Annotated in this window: 2 protein-coding genes; both read left to right on the top strand. The window is 65.4% G+C overall.

Annotated features, from left to right (window positions below):
- Window positions 1-2 precede the first annotated feature (2 nt).
- Window positions 3-1,703: a chloride channel protein gene (locus WA702_RS27005; RefSeq protein ID WP_425113599.1), complete on the top strand. Its 1,701-nt coding sequence runs from the start codon at window positions 3-5 to the stop codon at window positions 1,701-1,703.
- Between the two features lie 362 nt (window positions 1,704-2,065).
- On the top strand, window positions 2,066-2,316 hold a 251-nt coding region (locus tag WA702_RS27010), incomplete at its 3' end, for a DUF3551 domain-containing protein (protein ID WP_425113600.1).

Below are 2,316 nucleotides of genomic sequence, written 5' to 3' on the forward strand. Positions count from 1 at the left end.
TGATCCCGCTGTCGCTCGTGATCGGCATCATCGCCGGGGCGATCGTGACCCTGATGAGCGAGATCGCGCAGATCGCGCATGTCCTGATTTACGGCATCCGGATCGATGTCAGGCTCAGCGCTAACGACTGGGTCAATCCGATCATCGCACTGATCGCACCGGCCTTGGGCGGCCTGTCGCTCGGGATCATGGAGTGGCTGCGGCGCCGCTGGAAGATCGCCGCTGCCGTCGACCCGGTCGAAGCCAATGCGCTGCGCGGCGGCCGCCTGTCGCTCCGCGACAGCATCATCGTGAGCTGGCAGACGCTGGTGTCGAACGGATCGGGCGCCTCCGTCGGCCTCGAGGCCGGCTACACCCAGATCGGCGCCGGCGCCGCCTCGCTGCTCGGCCAATATCTGACCTTGCGCCGCAACGACCTCCGCCTCATCGTCGGCTGTGGCGCGGCCGCCGCGATCGCCGCGGCGTTCGGCGCGCCGATCACCGGCGCCTTCTATGCCTGCGAACTGATCGTCGGCGTCTATTCGGTCGGCAGCGCCGCGCCGATCCTGGCGGCCTCGCTCGCCGGCGCACTGACCGCGCAATGGCTCGGCGGCGCGCCTTATTCACTCGAGGTTCCGCGCGTCGGCGCGGTCGGGCTCGAGCAATATCTGTCGCTGATCGTGCTGGCCCTGCTGGTGAGCGGGATCGGGATCGTGGTGATGCGCAGCTCGTCCTATGTCGAGCGCCTGTTCGTCCGCAAATGGTTCCCGGTCTGGCTTCGCCCGGCGGTCGGCGGCGTCTGCGTCGGCGCGATGGCGATCGTGACGCCGCAGGTGCTGGCGGCCGGTCACGGCGCGATGGTGCTCGATCTGCATCGCGAGATGCTCGCGACCACGATCGCGCTGGTGATCGTGCTGAAGCTCTCCGCCTGCCTGATCTCGCTGGCCTCCGGCTTCCGCGGCGGTCTGTTTTTCGCCTCGCTGTTCGTCGGCAGCCTGCTCGGCAAGCTGTTCGCCGTGCTGCTTGCGATGATCGTGCCCGCGTCCTTCGCGGTCGATCCGTTGGTGGCGATGCTGACCGGCATGGCCACCCTCGGCGTCGCCATCGTCGGCGGTCCGCTGACGATGTCGTTCCTGGTGCTGGAGATGACGCGCAATGTCGACGTCACCGCCGTCGTGCTGGCCGGCTGCATCGTGACCTCGATCTGCGTCCGCTTCATGTTCGGGCATTCGTTCTCGACCTGGCGGCTGCATCTGCGCGGCGAGACCATCCGCAGCGCCAACGACGTCGGCTGGCTGCGCAATCTAACCGTCGAGCGGATGATGCGCTCCGACGTCGCCAAGTGCCCGACCACGACCACGATCGCGGCCTGCCGCCACGAATTCCTGCTCGGCTCGCGCCAGGCGGTGGTGGTGGTCAACAACAGCGACGATTATTGCGGGCTGGTGTCGTTGCCGGACCTGTACTCCGGCGAGCTCGACTCGATCGCCGACGAGATCCAGGTGGTCGAGCTCGCCAAATATATCGACGTCGCGCTATTGCCCGAGATGAACGTCAAGACCGCGATGAAAATCTTCGACGATTCCGGCGCCGAGGTGCTCGCCGTGCTGGAGTCCGAGAACAGCCGCAAGGTGGTCGGCTTCCTCACCGAATCCTTTGCACGCCGGCGCTATGTCGAGGAGATCGACCAGGCCACGCGCGGCGTGCTCGGGGCGTTGTCGTGATCTGCCCACTTGCCGTAGCGCGGATCCGCGAAGCGTGATCCGCCTTTCTTGTTCGCGCTGTCTCTGCAATCGATAAGTGTAAGGTCGACGCTTGGGCACGTGGGAGGTTCCCAGGGGCTTCCAGCTACAGCGAGGATGTTCGGGACCGGATGGGTACCGCTCAGCGGCGGCAAGGGTCAGAAGCCGATCATTCGCTTGCACGCACGTCTCGCGGGACAGTTGCGCCTGAAAGATGTCGCCACCTCAGTCAGCCCGTGCCTTGAACTTATGATGGCACACCGGGCCGGACGACCTATATCCACAGTCGAGCAGAGGTCGAACCTGAAAGCTCGGTTGACGATTTGAAGGAGGTGGCGATGCGAATGCTCCGTTGGCTCATCCTGAGTGCTGCGGCGATCCTTTTGATTGCTCCGGCGACAGCTCAATCCTTCGATCCCGCCGGCGGCCCTGTCTGCCTTGAGAAGTGGAGCTGGGGTGGCAGCAGGCAAATCCAGTGTGCCTATCGATCATGGGACGAATGCCGTGCGGCAACGGCTGGACTTCCGGCGATGTGTCTCGACAACCCTTATTGGCGTCGCGCGCAGCCTAATCTCTCGGGCCGCCGCTCGCGCTC

The organism is Bradyrhizobium sp. (genome assembly GCF_049798375.1).
Lineage (GTDB): Bacteria > Pseudomonadota > Alphaproteobacteria > Rhizobiales > Xanthobacteraceae > Bradyrhizobium.